Origin of the sequence: Paramesorhizobium deserti, assembly GCF_001558695.1 — a bacterium.
Lineage (GTDB): Bacteria > Pseudomonadota > Alphaproteobacteria > Rhizobiales > Rhizobiaceae > Paramesorhizobium > Paramesorhizobium deserti.
In genome coordinates this window covers 1,404,987-1,420,000 of the sequence record NZ_LNTU01000001.1, presented here as the reverse complement: position 1 = coordinate 1,420,000, position 15,014 = coordinate 1,404,987, and the positions used below count along the sequence as shown (strand labels likewise).

Here is a 15,014-nt window from a genome sequence, read left to right as displayed (position 1 = left end):
ACAAGGGCGAACTCTTCAGTCGCCAGCGGCGCCGCCGCCCTCGTTGTGGCGCTATATACGACCACACCTGCAAAACTGTCAACTGCCTTCTGTGCGAATTTTCGAAAAAAATTCGCCAGCCATTCCTTACCCGGAAATTGACGCCCGGGAGGCGGCTGCTACCGTCATATTTCCGTCGCACGAACCACACTGCGTGCAAGAGCCATGCTGTTCAACGGAAGCGAATGTCGGTGATTGGGTGAATATGGGGACGAAACGCCCCGATTCAAGACCTGCATATATGCGAGGTCGCGAATTTGGTTAATTCCGGTTGATACTGTCCGGGACAATACCCGCTGAAACCGATCGCCGGAAATCCCGCGCGGGCTTCCCTGATGAACTCACATATAAGTGCAAAGCGGTCTGATGCAAGACCGGGCCACAAACCTGCCCTATTCGACTTCTAGCCCTTCCTCCATTGAAACGATGCGGCGTCCGGGACCTGTGTTCGGTAAATTGTGGGGTATGACCGGGAAAAACGCACTGTCCACGGCTTCGCGTTGACTTCGAAGCCCGCGGCAGGCAAAACTCGGGATCACTCACGGGGCGAGCCCTCATCTCTCCAGCCTATAGGACTGGCCGGCGCGCGATCGGGCATGCTCGCACATACGGCACGACCAGAGGACCGGCAGCTTACAGGATGAAGGAATACGAGCGGCACACGATAGATCCCGGCAACGAGCCGCCGCTCATTACCGATGGGCGACGCGGACCGCCGGACCGCCGCGAGATTTCCGCCCGCTGGCTCGCCGGCACCTTCCTGACCGGCATCACCTCCTGCATGCTTATGGGCGTTGCACTTTTCGCGGCCCTCAATGGGCGCGAGCAATTGGCGACGCCGCCGGAGCTGCTCGCACATAACGAAATGCAGGGCCCTGATTCCGACGGCGACATCTCGAAAGGCGACCGCGTCGCCGCCACCACCACCATACAGAAGAACCGTGATCGGCGGCGTTTCGACGTATCGACCATGCAGAAGGTCGGCGAGCGGGAGGTCATTCGTACGCGGCCCTTCGAATATGTACGCATGGCGCTCGCCGCCGATCATCCCGGCAGCCGCAAATATCCGCCGTTCAATGCGCTCGCTATCTTTTCAGAAGGCGCGCCACCGGTGCAGACCGCCAACACCGGCCAGATCTACGGCGCCAAGGTGGAAAGCGAGGTCAGCCTGCGAACAGTCGATTTCCCGCTGGCGACAGCGGAATTCGATCCTTCCGCCGATCTCACAGCCGACGAGGTCGAGAATGTCGTGCGCAATACCGGCATGCTGCTTACCGACGGCGACGTGCAGGTGGCTTCGCTGCACTATGTGGACCCGCTGCGCTTCGGCAACAGCGAATCACCATACTCGCTGACCCCGCCGCTCGATGTGCGCATCATTCAGGAAAATGTCAGTGTTGCCCCGCGTGCCGGCCCGGATGCGGTGAGCGACGGTTTTTCGGAAGAGGTGATTCCCTTCCGCAATGACGATGCGATCCTCGATAGCCTGGCGAAGGCGGGCTATGACGGCACCAATGCGGCCGAAATGGCCGAGGCGCTGGCCAAACTCATGAACTCGCCGCGCCTGAAGGCTGGCAGCGTGCTGCGCGTCGGCGTTGTATCGCATAACGACCAGGACCGGATCGTCCGCGCCAGCATCTATAACGGCACGACGCATCTGTTGACCGTCGCGCTTGACGATCGCGAGCAATATGTGCCGTCGGACGAACCGGAAATGACGCCGCTGCTGCGCACCGCCTTCGACGGCAGCACGCCGTTGCCGCGTATCCGCGGTGATCTTCCGACTGTCTATGACGGCATCTGCCGCGCCGCACTTTCCTATGGCATGACCGAGGCCATGACCAACCAGCTCGTCAAGATGCTGGCTTCCGACGTGGACCTCCAGGCAACGGTCACGCCGAACGATCAGATAGAGACCTTCTTCTCGCTGCCGGAAGATTCCGACCGGGCCGGCGAGGATTCCGAGATTCTCTACGTCGCCGCCACATTCGGCGGAACCACCCGCAAATTCTATCGCTATCAGGCGCCAGACGGCACCACCGACTATTATGACCAGAACGGCAAGAGCGCCAAGCAGTTCCTGTTGCGCAATCCCGTTCCCAATGGCATCTTCCGCTCTCCTTTCGGCATGCGCCGGCATCCGATCCTCGGCTATCTCAGAATGCACACGGGTGTCGACTGGGCCGCGCCCCGCGGAACGCCGATCATCGCGTCGGGCAACGGCGTCGTCGAGCGGGCGGGTTGGACCAATGGTTATGGCAACCAGACCATCATTCGCCACGCCAACGGCTATGAGTCGAGCTACTCCCACCAGAACGCCATCGCCCGCGGAATAACGGCCGGTGCCCGTGTGCGCCAGGGACAGGTCATCGGCTATGTCGGCTCGACGGGCCTCTCCACCGGGCCGCATCTCCATTACGAGCTGATCGTCAACGGCACCAAGGTCGACCCGATGCGCATCCGCCTGCCGGACAACAAGGCGCTGAAAGGCAAAGAGCTGGAGGCCTTTCAGCGCGAGCGCCAGCGCATCGATCAATTGCTGAATGATCAGAAGGATAACGGCACCAAGCTCGCTGCGACCGGTTCGGCCAACGGCTGACACTTTCTGATTCGGTCCGATTCGCCTGCTTGAGGGGCCGCCGCTGCGGCCCTTCCTCACTCCTCGAATTCGACCGTCACGCCGGGTTTTACCAGCTTTGCCAGTTCCTGGGCGTCCCAATTGGTCAGGCGCACGCATCCATGGCTGGACGTCTTGCCGATCTTCGACGGCTCCGGCGTGCCGTGGATGCCGTAAGTTGGTTTCGACAGGGCGATCCACACCGTGCCGACCGGCCCGTTCGGCCCCGGCGGGATGGTCAGGACCTTGTCATTGTTGCCCTGCTTGAAGTTGATTTTCGGGTTATAGGTGTAATTGGGATTGATCGCGATCCGTTCGACCTGGACGATGCCCGACGGCGAGGGATTGTCGGAGGAACCGATGGTCGAGGGATAGGCGACGACCAGCCGCCCTGATTCGTCATAGCCGCGCACCTGCTTGCGCCGCTTGTCGGCGATGATCCGCGCTACCTTTGCGTTAATCGGCTTGCCGACATTGGGAACGCGAATCACCGTACCCGGCTGATTGAAGTTCGCGCCCGGATTGATTTCTCTGAGATAGGCTTCGTCGATATGGAATTTTTCGCCGAGCATCTCGATCACCGATGTATAGGCCATGGCCGGAAGCTGCGCCTTATGCGCATAATCCTCCGGGATCGAAGCCACATATTGCCGGCCCACATCCTCATACGTGATCGCATATTCGATGAAGGCCGGTCCGCCCGTCGCTTCCAGCTCGGCGTTGATGGCCGTCTCGTTCGAGGGATCAAGATATTTGCCGGTCAGCTCGCCATAGGCGGCGGCCGCCTTGTCGACATTGCTGCCCGCACGCCCGTCGATGACACCGGGTGAGGCGCCCGCGCGGTCGAGCAGCACCTGATAGGCGGCGATCCGCTCCTTGGCTTTCTCGCCCTTCGGCATTTCGATTGCCGGAGCCATGTCGTCGGGCGACGGCATCGCCGCGCCCGGCGGCTCGATGGCGAGCTGCCGCGAATCATCCCCGAGCGAAGCGGAGGCATCGGGTGGCGGCAATTCCGAGCGCTCTACCTGGCCGTCGCGGTTTCCATCATAGGTCTCTACAGGCGGGGCGTCGTAATAGGGGTCCTGGGGTGCGGCATCGGGATAGCGCGCATAAGGGTCTTCTGGAACGTTGCCGAATCCATCATAGGGCGCCCCGCTGTCGACCGGGCCATCAAGCGTCCAGTTGTCCTCGGGCGCGGGCACGCGGCGCACACGCCGGTATTCCCGCTCCGGCTCCTCGATCGAGAGAATGCGGCCGCGCCGGTCCATCGTGATTCGCCGCCCCCGCGGATCGATATAGATGCGGATGCGATTATCGCGATAAACCTCCTCGCCGGGATCATAGAGCTGCGCCAGCTGGATGCCCTCGCGATTTTCCCCGGATCTGCCTTTCCCGTCGATCTGCCCGGCCTCTCCAGGCACCGGAATTAGCACGCCCGTTGCGGAAGCAAGCAATACAAGACGAAACAGAGTTGGAATGCTCGGCATGAACGACAACACCATGAAGAAGTGAACGAATCGCGGTCTACCCGACGATCCTATCCGAATTCTCTGCGTGCCAGATGAACTGGACATGAAAATGGCCGCCAGTTGGCTCGAATTTAACGTTTGAACGCATGCACGGGTTCATACGCCGAATCCAAATGTGCCATCGAGCGGCCACTTTCGATCGGTGGTCAGTGGGTCAGGCGGCTTCCGCCGCCTTCGCCGATGCCTTGGCGCGGAAGTTGAGCCTGTCCGAACCGGCTGTGATCTTCACCGTCGAGCCGTCCAGTATCTCGCCCAGCAGGATGCGCTCGGCAAGCGGATCCTGAACCTCCTTCTGGATGACGCGCTTCAAAGGCCGCGCCCCATAGGCGGGATCATAGCCCTTCTGCGCCAGCCAGTTGCGAGCCTCGTCATCGATCTCGATCCTGATCTTGCGATCGGCCAGCAGCATCTGCAGCCGCTGCAACTGGATATCGACGATAGCGCCCATCTCGCTGCGCTTCAGCCGATGGAACAGGATGATCTCGTCGACACGGTTGAGGAACTCGGGACGGAAGGCCGCGCGGACCACAGCCATCACCTCGTCGCGCACGCTCTCCACATCCTGCTCGTCGCTGAGCCCGACCAGATATTCCGCGCCGAGATTGGAGGTCATGATGATCACCGTGTTGCGGAAATCGACCGTACGGCCCTGGCCATCGGTCAGCCGCCCATCGTCGAGCACCTGGAGGAGCACGTTGAATACATCCGGATGCGCCTTTTCGATCTCGTCGAAGAGGATGACCTGATAGGGCCGCCGGCGCACCGCTTCCGTCAGCGCACCGCCTTCCTCATAACCGACATAGCCGGGAGGCGCGCCGATCAGCCGGGCTACCGAGTGCTTCTCCATATATTCCGACATGTCGATGCGCACCATCGCGGTCTCGTCGGAGAACAGGAAAGCGGCCAGAGCCTTGGTCAGTTCCGTCTTGCCGACGCCTGTCGGTCCAAGGAAAATGAACGAGCCGATCGGGCGGTTCGGATCCTGCAAGCCGGCGCGCGCGCGGCGGACCGCCTTCGAGACCGCCTGTACAGCCTCGCCCTGGCCGACGACCCGCTTGGCGAGTTCGTCTTCCATACGCAACAGCTTCTCGCGCTCGCCTTCCAGCATCCGGTCGACGGGAATGCCGGTCCACCGCGAAATGACCTGTGCGACATGGTCCGAACTCACGGTCTCCTCGAGCAGCGATCCCTTGTTCTCGCTGCTTTCGGCTTCGACAAGCTGCTTTTCGAGCTGCGGGATCTTCCCATACGCCAGTTCGCCGGCCTTCTGGAATTCACCGCTGCGCTGGGCGATGGCGAGCTCGTTTCGTGCTTCGTCCAGCTGTTTCTTGAGGTCCGCGGCAAGGCCGAGCTTCTGCTTCTCCGCCTGCCATGCGCTGGTCAGGCGCGCCGATTCCTCTTCGAGATCGGCGAGTTCCTTTTCCAACTTTTCAAGACGATCCTTCGAGGCCGCATCCTTCTCGTTCTTCAGGGCCTCACGCTCGATCTTGAGCTGCATGATGCGGCGATCGATCTCGTCGAGCTCTTCCGGCTTCGAATCGACCTGCATCCTGAGCCGCGATGCCGCCTCGTCGACGAGGTCGATGGCCTTGTCGGGCAGGAAACGGTCGGAGATATAGCGATTCGCCAGCGTCGCCGCCGCGACCAGCGCCGAATCGGAGACGCGTACCTTATGGTGCTGCTCGTATTTCTCCTTCAGGCCGCGCAGGATGGAGATTGTGTCGTCCACGCTGGGCTCGTCGACGAAGACCGGCTGGAACCGGCGGGCGAGTGCTGCGTCCTTTTCCACATATTTGCGGTATTCGTCGAGCGTCGTCGCGCCGATGCAGTGCAGCTCGCCGCGCGCCAGCGCCGGCTTCAACAGGTTCGAGGCATCCATGGCGCCATCCGCCTTGCCCGCGCCGACCAGCGTATGCATTTCATCGATGAAGAGGATGATCTGGCCCGCCGCCGACTGGACTTCCGAAAGCACGGCTTTCAGCCGCTCCTCGAATTCGCCGCGATATTTCGCCCCGGCGATCAGCGCGCCCATGTCGAGCGCCATCAGCTGCTTGTCCTTCAGCGATTCGGGCACATCGCCATTGACGATGCGCAGGGCCAGCCCTTCGGCGATGGCCGTCTTGCCAACGCCCGGCTCGCCGATCAGCACCGGATTGTTCTTGGTGCGGCGCGACAGCACCTGGATGGTGCGGCGGATCTCGTCGTCACGGCCGATGACCGGATCGAGCTTGCCCGCGCGGGCGTCAGCCGTCAAATCCCGCGCGTACTTCTTCAGCGCGTCATAACCGCTCTCGGCCGAAGCCGAATCGGCAGTCCGCCCTTTGCGGATATCGTTGATGGCCTGGTTGAGCCCCGTGGCGGTGACGCCGGCGCGCGCAAGGATGTCGGACGTCTTCGCCGATTTCTCGATTGCCAACGCCGTCAGCAGACGCTCGACGGTGACGAAGCTGTCGCCGGCCTTCTTGGCAAGCTCCTCGGCCGTGGAGAAAACCTTCGCCAGGGGTTGCGACAGGTAAAGCTGGTCGTTGCCACCCGTGACTTTCGGCAGCGCATCGAGTGCGGCCTGCAGGCCGAGGCGCACATCGGCGATCCGTCCGCCGGCTCGCTCGATCAGCGAGGTGGCAAGCCCCTCATCATCATCGACAAGAACCTTGAGCAGATGTTCCGGCGTGAACTGCTGGTTGTTCTGGGAAAGCGCGAAGGTCTGTGCGGCCTGGATGAATCCGCGCACGCGTTCCGAATACTTTTCAATATCCATATCTGTCTCCTTTTCTTCCCGGCCCATCTGTAAGGCGCCGGCGAAGGCATTGGTGACGAACTCCCTTTCTAGGCGAGTCCATTGTCCCTGGTGATATGGGAAAGGCGCCCAGAACCCGCAAGACGGGAACAAGGGAAGCAGAAATAAAATAATAAAAGACGAACGGCGCGGGTATTATCCCGCGCCGTTCGGCAAGAATTCAGAAAGGATCCGGTTCAATCAAGCGTCGGAGCCTGCCTCGACGCGGGCCGCTGGAGCCTCCGCTGCCTTTGGTGCATCATTATCCCCGGCAGCACCGTTGCCGCTTTCATCGGCAGCCGCACTTGCCGTGCGGCGCGGACGGGCCTGGCGGCGCGGGCGGCGAGGTTCCGCGGCAGGCGCCGCCTCGGCTTCGCCATGAGCCGCACCATTGGCCACGACGGGAGCTTCATCAGAAGCCGGAGCCGCGGCCTGCTGCGCAGCCTCAGCCTTGACCTCCACCTCGCCCTCTGCCGCAGCGGGCGCTGCTTCGGCGCGTTCGTTGCGCGGGCGGCGCTGGCGGTTCTGGCTGCGGCCCTGGCCGCGCCCGCGATCCGCAGGCTGCTTCTGGGTTTCAGCGCCGTCTTCGCCATAGACGACTTCGGCCGGTGTGCCTTCGATCACAGGCTGCGGCCCGCTGCCATTGACCGGCTTGGGCGCCGCCGCGACTGTCGGCTGCTCGAAACCGTCCTCGTCGTCACCCGCGTCGTCATCAAAGACATCTTCGCGCTGGAACTGCACGGGCGCCTGAGCCTGTGCCGCCATGATGATGCGGTTATAATGTTCGGCATGCTGGAGATAGTTCTCGGCCATGACACGATCGCCGGAAGCCTGGGCGTCCCGCGCCAACGTCGCGTATTTTTCCGCGATGTGCTGGGCGTTGCCCCTGATCTTCACATCGGGTCCGTTGCTCTCGTAATTGCGTGATAGCGGGTTAGGCCCCTTGCGGTTATTGTTCCCCCGTCCACGCATGCGCCTGTTCTGCTGTCCTGGCCTCATACTCTTCTCTTTTCAGATTAAGGGGCGCAGATCCCCATGGCCCGAATTGGCCTTTGGGTCTCGCTGGTTATGTGACGAACTGGAGCGCGCCCCGCACTACCATCGTATAAAAGATCTCTAAAAGTTGCGTGCTGCCGTACGAACCACTCCGACAGGAGTAACGGTGTTAAACACCACAAAGCAGATTTACCGCCCTGGCGATACGCGGAACAAAAGCCTGCTTGGCTTTATACGGTGCGTGGAAACTAACTGCCTTCTCCATAAATTCCAAGCTTTTTTTGGCGCTCTTGGTAATCAAAAACTCAAAGCCTGAAAAGAAGCGCGCGCTCGTGTCCACTGAGATCCCGCGAGATTTCGATCAGTCGAAAACCGTGCTTCGCAAAGATGCTTTCCACGTCGGGCAACTGCCCTGCGCCGATCTCGACGCCAACTGCACCCCCTTCATATAGGTGATAACCGCTGCCGCTTGCAAGGGCCTTGTAAAAATCAAGTCCGTCCTCGCCTCCGTCCAGCGCCAGAAGCGGATCATGCTCCCGCACCTCCCTATCGAGCGTAGCGATGACATGCCGTGGAATATAGGGCGGATTTGAGACGATCAGATCGAATTTGCCCGTGACCGCTGCGAACCAGTCGCTCCGGAGCGCGGCGAAACGCCTGGATACGCCGGCAGCGAGCGCATTCTCCCGCGCAATGGCAAGCGCCCCCGGCGCGATATCGACGCCGACAGCGCGTAAACCCTCCAGCTGGCTCAAAAGCGCGATCGCGATGGCTCCGGTCCCGGTTCCGAGATCGATCACATCGGCGACACCGTTCTCGGCGACCCGTTGCTTCAGGAACGGCAGAACCAGGTCGACCAGCGTTTCCGTATCGGGGCGCGGTTCGAGCGTTTCGGGCGAAAGCCGGAATCCCAGGCCATAGAACGAACGCTCCCCCATGATCCGGTATACCGGCTCCCCCTTGAGCCGCCGCTCGATCGCCCTATCCAGTGTCCCGACCGCATCGCTTGGAATGATTCGTTCAGGCCTGCTCAACGCGTCGAGCCGGGTCGTACCCGTCGCCCACTCGACGAGAAGCCGGGCATCGATCTCCGGCGTGGCGATCCCCGCCTCGCGCAAAACCTTGCGCGCCCGGCCATGCAGCGCGGCAAGCGCCTCGCCGCCCATCAGGCGTTTTCGCCCATCTCGGCGAGAAGGGCGGTCTGATAATCCGAAATCAGCGCATCGACCAGCTCATCGAGCTCGCCTTCCATGATCCGGTCTAGCTTGTAGAGCGTCAGATTGATCCGGTGATCGGTGACGCGCCCCTGCGGAAAATTATAGGTGCGGATGCGTTCCGACCGATCGCCCGAGCCGACCTGGCTGCGCCGCGCCGCCGAGCGCTCGCTGTCGGCACGCTGCCGTTCCATGTCGAAGAGCCGGGCGCGCAGGATCTGCATGGCCCGCGCCCTGTTCTGGTGCTGCGATTTTTCCGCCTGCACCACCATGATGCCGGTCGGGATATGGGTGATGCGCACCGCTGAATCGGTGGTATTGACATGCTGCCCGCCCGATCCGGACGCCCGCATCGTATCGACGCGGATATCTTCCGCGCGGATGTCGATATCGATATCCTCCGCCTCCGGCAGCACGGCGACGGTAGCGGCCGAGGTATGGATGCGGCCGCTCGCCTCCGTTTCCGGCACGCGCTGCACGCGATGCACGCCTGATTCGAATTTCAGCTTGGAAAAAACGCCGCGCCCCGAAACCGTCGCGATGATTTCCTTGTAGCCGCCCGCCTCTCCTTCGCTCGCCGAGACGATCTCCACGCGCCAGCCCTTGAGCGAAGCATAGCGTTCATACATGCGGAACAGATCGCCTGCAAAGAGCGCTGCCTCCGAGCCGCCAGTTCCGGCGCGGATTTCGAGGATGGCGCTCTTTTCGTCCGCCGCGTCCTTCGGCAGGAGCAGAATCTGCACCTCGTGTTCGAGGGCCTCGATGCGCTCTTCCACATCAGGTAGCTCGCTCGTCGCCAGCGCCCGCATCTCGGCATCGACCGATGAATCATCGCGCATGGCAATGAGGTCGATCGCTTCCTGACGCGCAGCGACGAGCGCGCGGATTTTCGTCACGACCTCTTCCAGCTCGGCATATTCGGAAGCAAGTTTTACATAAGTATCGGAATCCGGATTCCCCGCCATCTGCGTCTCGATCAGCGAGAAACGCTTCAGGAGTTGGTCCATCCGGTCCTGCGGCAATGCGATCATTCAATTCCCTCTGCCGGCATTCTCGGGCTTGTCCCGAGAATCTACCACGGCATAATCTGTTGCTACGGTAATTGCTTTTCTCTTCCTCGTCGTAGATTCTCGGGACAAGCCCGAGAATGACGGCACGACAGCCAACCTTCACCTGAATATCAGCCCAGCTACAGCGGTATGCCGCTATCTTCGGCAAAGCCCGTCAGGACTTCGCGTAAAGAGTGAGAGCCGTTCGGCTTGTTGAGCGCCTCGAGAAGAAGCCCGTTGAGCCTTGTCGCATCGAGCGCGCCGAGCATGGCCTTCACCGGGCCGACTGCGGCTGGCGACATCGATATATGCCTGAAGCCGAGGCCGATCAACGTCATGGCGGTCAGAGGCCTGCCGGCCATTTCGCCGCACAGCGTCACCGGCGTACCGTTACGCTCGCCCGCTTCGACGATCTGCCGGAGCACCCGCAGGAACGGCGGCGACAGCTGATCGAAGCGGTTGGAGATGATCGAATTGCCGCGATCCACCGCCATGATGAACTGGAAAAGATCGTTCGATCCGACCGAGACGAAATCCACCACCGACATCAACTCGTCGAGCTGCCAGAGCAGCGACGGTACCTCGATCATCGCTCCGAGTTGCAGGCGCGTCGGCAGGCTGTAGGCGAAACGCGAGAGATGCCGCACCTCGCGCTCGATGATATCGCGTGCGGCGCGGATTTCGGCAACCTCGGTCACCATCGGCAGCATCATGCGCAATTCACGCCCACCGGCAGCCTTCAAGAGCGCCCTGAGCTGCGTGCGCAGCAGGCCGGGACGGTCGAGCGTCAGACGGATCGCGCGCCAACCCATCGCCGGGTTTTCCTCGGGACCCGAATTGCGGAAATAAGGCAGCACCTTGTCCCCGCCGATATCGAGCGTGCGGAAGGTCACCGGACGGTCGCCGGCGGCATCCAGCACCGAACGGTAGAGACGCTCCTGCTGCTCGGCGCGCGGGAAGGTCGAGGCAACCATGAACTGCAGCTCGGTGCGGAAGAGGCCGATACCGGCCGCGCCCGATTCGGCCAGTTGCGGCAGATCGACCAGAAGCCCTGCATTCATCAGAAGCGAGACTTCGACGCCGTCCCTGGTGATCGCCGGCTTGTCGCGCAATTCGCGGTAGAGCGCCTGCCGCTTGGCCCGGAAGCGCACCTTCTCCGCATAAGCCGATTCGATGTCCGACTGTGGGCGCAGATGCACCTTGCCGTCGTCGCCGTCGACAATCGCCGCGTCATTGTTCTCCGCCATGGAGACGACGCCCTTGACCTGCCCCACGACCGGAATGCCCATGGCCCGGGCGACGATGACCACATGGCTCGTCGGCGCCCCGTCTTCCAGCACCAGGCCGCGCAGCCGCTCGCGCGGATAATCGAGAAGTTCCGCCGCGCCCATCGAACGGGCGATGATGATCGCATCCTTGACCAACGATTCGGCCACCGTCTTGATGTCGCGTCCCATCAGCTGGCGTAAGAGCCGGTTGGCGAGATCGTCGAAATCGCTCAGGCGTTCGCGCATATAGGGATCGGTCAGATGCATCATGCGCGCACGGGTGTCGCTCTGCACCTTCTCCACCGCCGCTTCCGCCGTCAGACCGTTGAGGATGGCTTCCTCCAGGCGCCGCACCCAGCCGCGGTCATGCGCGAACATGCGATAGGCCTCGAGCACGGCGCGGTGCTCGCCCTCCACCGCCACGTCGCGGCGCGACAGCATGTCATCGATCGAGATGCGCAGTGAACCGATTGCCTCCTGCAACCGGTCCAGCTCGCGCTGCGAATCCTCGTTGAAGAGATTAGTGACGACGATGCGCGGCTCGTGCAGCACGACATGGCCGAGACCGACGCCATCATTGAGCGAAATGCCGGAAAAACTCATCGGCCTGCCAAGATCGAGTTCGACGCCAGGCCTCGTCAGCCTGGTGAGGTCACCCGTAGCGATCATTTCGGCCAGAACCATGGCAGTGGTTTCGAGCGCCTCCAGCTCGTCGTCGCGATAGGCCCGCTTGGTGCGGTTCTGCACGACGAGCACGCCAAGCGTGCGGCCGGCGCGCAGGATTGGCACGCCGAGGAAGGAATTATAGACCTCCTCGCCCGTCTCCGGCAGATAGGTGAAGGCCGGATGCGTCTGCGCATCGGTCAGGTTAAGCGGCCGCGCGCTGGCCGCGATGGTGCCGACCAGACCCTGGCCGAGACGCAATTGCGCCAGATGCACTGCCTGCGGGTTGAGGCCTTCCGTGGCATAGAGTTCAAGTACGCCGTCGGAGCGCAGCACGTAGAAGGAGCAGACTTCAGCGACCATGTTCTGCGCGATCTCGCGCACGATCCGGTCGAGCCGCTCCTGCGGCTCGAGCGGCTCCGCCATCAATTCGCGCAGACGCCTGAGCAGGACGCGGGGACCAGTGGTCAGCTCACGCATGGACAGTCGATTGCTCCTTCATGCCGCCGACCCGCGGACAGCGGTCGAACGATTCTAGCCAGAGCCGGAACACGTTCCGGCTCATCCTTTGTGGGCATTTTTATTGCATGCGTCTAGGGCTTTAAGTCCCGCGCGTGCATTAATGTTTGTCGAGCCCGTATACCGAGTGGAGCGTACGGACGGCGAGCTCCGCATAGGGGCCGTCGATGAGGATCGAGATCTTGATTTCCGACGTGGTGATGGCGCGGATGTTGATGCCTTTATCAGCAAGCGCCCGGAAGGCGGTGGCCGCCACGCCCGCATGGCTGCGCATGCCGATACCGATGACCGAAACCTTGACGAGCCCCGCTTCCGACTGGATCGCATCGAAACCGACTTCCGGCTTCACTTTTTCCAGAACGGCGACCGCCTTGTCGAGATCGCCGGTCGGCACGGTGAAGGTCATGTCCGTCTTCGAGCCGTCCTCGGAGACGTTCTGCACGATCATGTCGACATTGATGTGCGACTCGGCCAGCGGCCCGAAAATCGCCGCCGATACGCCCGGCCTGTCGGCAACCCGTCTCAGCGAGATCTGCGCTTCGTCCTTCGCATAGGCGATACCGGTGACGACCTGCTGTTCCACGATTTCTTCCTCGTCGCAAATGAGCGTTCCGGGCGGATTGATCGGATCACCCATGCCCGGCGCATCGGGGTCCTCGAAACTGGAGCGCACAAACGTGCGCACCTTGTGTACCATGGCAAGCTCGACGGAGCGAACCTGCAGCACCTTGGCGCCGAGCGACGCCATCTCCAGCATTTCCTCGAAGGATATCCTGGCGAGGCGGCGCGCCTTTGGTTCGACGCGCGGATCGGTGGTGTAGACGCCGTCGACATCCGTGTAGATATCGCAGCGATCCGCCCCGATCGCCGCCGCGATCGCCACCGCGCTGGTGTCCGAACCGCCGCGCCCCAGCGTCGCGATGCGGTTGTCGGGCCCGAGCCCCTGGAAGCCGGCGATGACAGCCACCTGCCCCTCGCCGAAACGCTTCACCAGGAAAGAGCCGTCGATATCGGTGATGCGCGCCGCGCCATGTGCATTGTCGGTGCGGATCGGTATCTGCCAGCCCTGCCAGGAACGAGCGTGAATGCCCATCGATTGCAGGACGATCGCGAGCAGCCCCGCCGTCACCTGCTCGCCCGAGGCAACCACGGCGTCATATTCGCGCGCGTCGTGCATCGGCGATGCGGTCCGCGTCCAGGCGACGAGCTCGTTGGTCTTGCCCGCCATCGCCGAGACGACGACGGCCACCTCGTTGCCCGCCTCGACCTCGCGTTTGACGTGACGCGCCACATTCCTGATGCGGTCGATATCGGCCACCGAGGTGCCGCCGAATTTCATCACGATGCGCGCCATTTTAGGATTTGTCCCGAGAGGCTTGAGAATTGCTACCATTCTCTGCCAGATTGCCCGGCAGAGGAACCGCGCGTCACATAGCCAAAATGCGAAGAAACCGCAAGCAGACGGCTTGACTTTGCCGCGAGCGCAGCCGACTCCACGAATGACAGGAAGGAAATCGCCATGGCCGAGACCGCCCGCACCACCATTGATTCCGCCGAAGTCGAGCGCTTCTCGCGGATCGCCGCCGAATGGTGGAATCCTGAGGGAAAGTTCCGGCCGCTGCACAAGTTCAATCCGACGCGCCTCACCTATATCAAGGAGGAGATCTGCGCCGCCTTCGGGCGCGATCCGCTGGCTCCCCGCCCGCTGGAAGGGCTGCGTCTGCTCGATATAGGCTGCGGCGGCGGCCTGCTCTGCGAGCCGATGGCGCGGCTGGGCGCGACAGTCGTCGGGGCGGATGCCTCCGAGACCAATATCGAGGTGGCGAAAATCCATGCAGCCGAAACAGGGCTCGACATCGATTACCGCGCCACCACGGCGGAGGCGCTGGCGGAGGCTGGTGAGAAGTTCGATGTCGTCCTAAACATGGAGGTGGTCGAGCATGTCGCCAATGTCGATCTCTTCCTTTCCGCTTGCGGTGAGATGGTGAAGCCTGACGGACTGATGTTCGTCGCCACGATAAACCGCACGCTGAAGGCGCTGGGGCTGGCGATCATTGGCGCGGAATATGTCCTGCGCTGGCTGCCGCGCGGCACACATCAATATGAGAAGCTGGTGCGCCCGGAAGAGCTGGAAAAGGCTCTCAACTCAGCCGGCCTGAAGATCATCGATCGCCAGGGCGTGACCTATAACCCGCTGACGGATAGCTGGAACCGCTCACGGGATATGGACGTCAACTACATGGTGCTGGCGCGGAAAATAAGGGAGTAAGGGAGTAAGGGAGTAAGGGAGTAAGGGAGTAAGGGAGTAAGGGAGTAAGGGAAACGGACCTGATTCCTTTGAGAA

General features: G+C 62.1%; 9 protein-coding genes. 2 read left to right on the top strand and 7 right to left on the bottom strand.

Translation table 11 applies throughout. The annotated features are described in order from the left end of the window. Positions 1 to 679: 679 nt before the first annotated feature. A complete protein-coding gene (locus tag ATN84_RS06750) occupies positions 680 to 2,638 on the top strand; it encodes a M23 family metallopeptidase (RefSeq protein WP_068880737.1) in 1,959 nt (652 codons plus the stop codon). Positions 2,639 to 2,694: 56 nt separating this feature from the next. On the opposite strand, the gene ATN84_RS06745 is transcribed toward ATN84_RS06750, so the two are convergent. The 7 genes from ATN84_RS06745 to ATN84_RS06715 all read right to left on the bottom strand — a co-directional run bounded on the left by ATN84_RS06745 (position 2,695) and on the right by ATN84_RS06715 (position 14,024). Then, positions 2,695 to 4,134, bottom strand: coding sequence for a L,D-transpeptidase (locus ATN84_RS06745; RefSeq protein ID WP_153020137.1), 1,440 nt, complete (start codon positions 4,132 to 4,134; stop codon positions 2,695 to 2,697). A gap of 205 nt (positions 4,135 to 4,339) precedes the next feature. Then, entirely contained in the window at positions 4,340 to 6,943 is a 2,604-nt protein-coding gene (gene clpB / locus ATN84_RS06740) for an ATP-dependent chaperone ClpB (RefSeq protein WP_068880735.1), read from the bottom strand. A 219-nt stretch (positions 6,944 to 7,162) separates the two neighbouring features. Beyond that, positions 7,163 to 7,960: a DUF4167 domain-containing protein gene (locus ATN84_RS06735; protein ID WP_068880734.1), complete on the bottom strand. Its 798-nt coding sequence runs from the start codon at positions 7,958 to 7,960 to the stop codon at positions 7,163 to 7,165. 302 nt (positions 7,961 to 8,262) lie between these two features. Continuing rightward, a complete protein-coding gene (gene prmC, locus ATN84_RS06730) occupies positions 8,263 to 9,123 on the bottom strand; it encodes a peptide chain release factor N(5)-glutamine methyltransferase (protein WP_068880733.1) in 861 nt (286 codons plus the stop codon). Next, positions 9,123 to 10,202 carry a peptide chain release factor 1 gene (gene prfA, locus ATN84_RS06725; protein WP_068880732.1) on the bottom strand — a complete coding sequence of 360 codons (1,080 nt, stop codon included), beginning with the start codon at positions 10,200 to 10,202 and terminating at the stop codon, positions 9,123 to 9,125. Before prfA ends, prmC begins: the two co-directional genes overlap by 1 nt. A gap of 158 nt (positions 10,203 to 10,360) precedes the next feature. Beyond that, entirely contained in the window at positions 10,361 to 12,631 is a 2,271-nt protein-coding gene (gene ptsP / locus ATN84_RS06720; RefSeq protein WP_068880731.1) for a phosphoenolpyruvate--protein phosphotransferase, read from the bottom strand. A gap of 139 nt (positions 12,632 to 12,770) precedes the next feature. Further along, positions 12,771 to 14,024 carry an aspartate kinase gene (locus ATN84_RS06715; RefSeq protein ID WP_068880730.1) on the bottom strand — a complete coding sequence of 418 codons (1,254 nt, stop codon included), beginning with the start codon at positions 14,022 to 14,024 and terminating at the stop codon, positions 12,771 to 12,773. Positions 14,025 to 14,189: 165 nt separating this feature from the next. Here ATN84_RS06715 and ubiG point away from each other — a divergent pair, with 165 nt between their 5' ends. Beyond that, on the top strand, positions 14,190 to 14,939 hold the full coding sequence (gene ubiG / locus ATN84_RS06710; RefSeq protein WP_068880729.1) for a bifunctional 2-polyprenyl-6-hydroxyphenol methylase/3-demethylubiquinol 3-O-methyltransferase UbiG: 750 nt from the start codon (positions 14,190 to 14,192) through the stop codon (positions 14,937 to 14,939). Positions 14,940 to 15,014: the final 75 nt, after the last annotated feature.